The organism is Mesorhizobium sp. M7A.F.Ca.CA.002.15.2.1 (genome assembly GCF_003998715.1).
Taxonomy (GTDB): Bacteria; Pseudomonadota; Alphaproteobacteria; order Rhizobiales; family Rhizobiaceae; genus Mesorhizobium; species Mesorhizobium ciceri.
The window spans coordinates 1-1,783 of record NZ_RZPI01000908.1 but is presented as its reverse complement, the minus strand read 5'-3'; the positions used below and the strand labels follow the sequence as shown (position 1 = coordinate 1,783).

2 protein-coding genes are annotated in these 1,783 nt (G+C 64.5%); both read right to left on the bottom strand.

From position 1 onward, the window contains the following. The coding region (locus tag ENZ74_RS30990; protein WP_245471051.1) for an ABC transporter transmembrane domain-containing protein at positions 1 to 900 on the bottom strand (900 nt) is incomplete at its 3' end. Positions 901 to 978: 78 nt separating this feature from the next. Continuing rightward, positions 979 to 1,783: glucokinase (locus ENZ74_RS30985; RefSeq protein ID WP_127313266.1), on the bottom strand; the 805-nt coding region annotated here is incomplete at its 5' end.

Genomic DNA, 1,783 nt, shown 5'->3' with positions numbered 1-1,783 from the left:
CGTCAGCGCCGTGATGAAGGAAAACACCGCGCCCGGCGGCTGGCCGAGAACGGTGGCCCGGTAGCCGGAATAGGCGATGACGCTGGCGAAGGCGATGCCGGCCAGCAGTTCGGAGACCGGCGTCAGCCGCTCGGAGACGCGAGCGATCTTGTTCGACCGCTGCTCGGCATCCTCGGCTAGCTGGCTGATCCGGCGCGACAGCTCGTCCTCCATGGTGAAGGCCTTGACGATGGCGATGCCTTGCGTGGCTTCCTGCATGGCGCCGATCAGCCGAGAGTTGATCTGCACCGATTCGCGCGTGATGCGGCGCACCCGGCGCATCAGATAGGTGACGGTCCAGATCAGCGGCGGCCCGATCAGCAGCGAACTCAAGGAGAGTATCGGATCCTGGTAGATCATCACGCCGACCAGGCCGACCAGCGAGACGGCATCACGCGCGGTCGAGGTCACCGTCATCGACAACAGGTCGCGAATGCCGTTGACGTTCTCGTTGACCTGCGCGGCCAGCCGCCCGGACCTTGTGTCGTTGAAGAAGGAGACGCCAAGCTTCATCAGATGGTTGAAGATGCGCTGCTGATAGCGCGCCACCAGATTGTTGCCGATCCTGGCCATCGTCACCGCCTGGCCGTAGCCGGCAAGGCCGCGCAGGATGAAGGCACCGAGCAGTGCGGCGCAGATCCATGGGATCAGGTCGCCGCGCCGTTCGTAGAAGATCTGATTGACGACCGGACTCATGATCCAGGCGGCAAGCGCCGTCGTCGCCGACACGGTCAGCAGGCAGAGGATGGTGAAAACATACGCCCCCCGATAGTCGCGGCCATTTTCCTGGAGGATACGGCGGATGACCGCCACGATCTCTCCCGCACGGGGTTTCGACAAATTGGGGGGCTGAAATGTCAAATTGGAGCGCTTCGTAGATTTCCGCTTCCCGCGGCCGGGCAATTTGGCACCCCTCTTAACGCCAAGCAGCCAGCTTGCCTATGCCTCGGGGTGACTAACTTCGTCGCGCCAGCGCCGGCCCGAAGTCTGGACACCGAACAGCGAGGGGTTCCTGGCATAGGCGGCAAGGCCCAGAAGTGCGGCCAGCGGATGGGTAATGACATACACCGGCATGGTGCGCATCATCGCGCTGTGCGGCGCCTTGTCCTCGAAAGCGGCACGGAAATTGCCGGCTTTCAGCGCCGGCACGATCTTCTGCGCGATGCCACCGGTGAGAAACACGCCGCCGCGGCTCATGAACACCAGAGCAAGGTCGCCTGCCGTGCGCCCAAGGCAGGTGACGAAGGTCTCCAGCGCTTCCTCGGCAACCGGATCGGTTTTCGCAAGTGCCGCGGCAGTGATCTCGGCCGGCGTGGTGAAGGGCGACGGCTTGCCGTCCGCCTTGGCAACCGCCCGATAGACATTGACCAGACCGCGTCCGCACAGGATCTGCTCGCCCGAAATGCGGCCCTCCAGCTTCTCGATATGCGGAAAAACCTCGAAATCGCGGGCCGAGCGCGGACCGATGTCCATATGGCCGCCCTCGCCGGGCACCGGTATCCAGTGGTGCAGCGCATGGACCAGCCCGGCGACGCCGAGCCCGGTTCCGGGGCCGAGCACGACGCGGCCGGCATTGGGCTCCGGCGTGCCGCCGCCGATCTTTTCCATGTGCTCCTCGCCGAGCGCGACGACGGCCAGCGCCTGCGCCTCGAAATCGTTGAGCACGACGATGTCGCTCAGGCCGAGGCTGGCGAACATTTTTCTCGGCTTGACGATCCAGGGGCAGTTGGTCAGTTCGATCTCG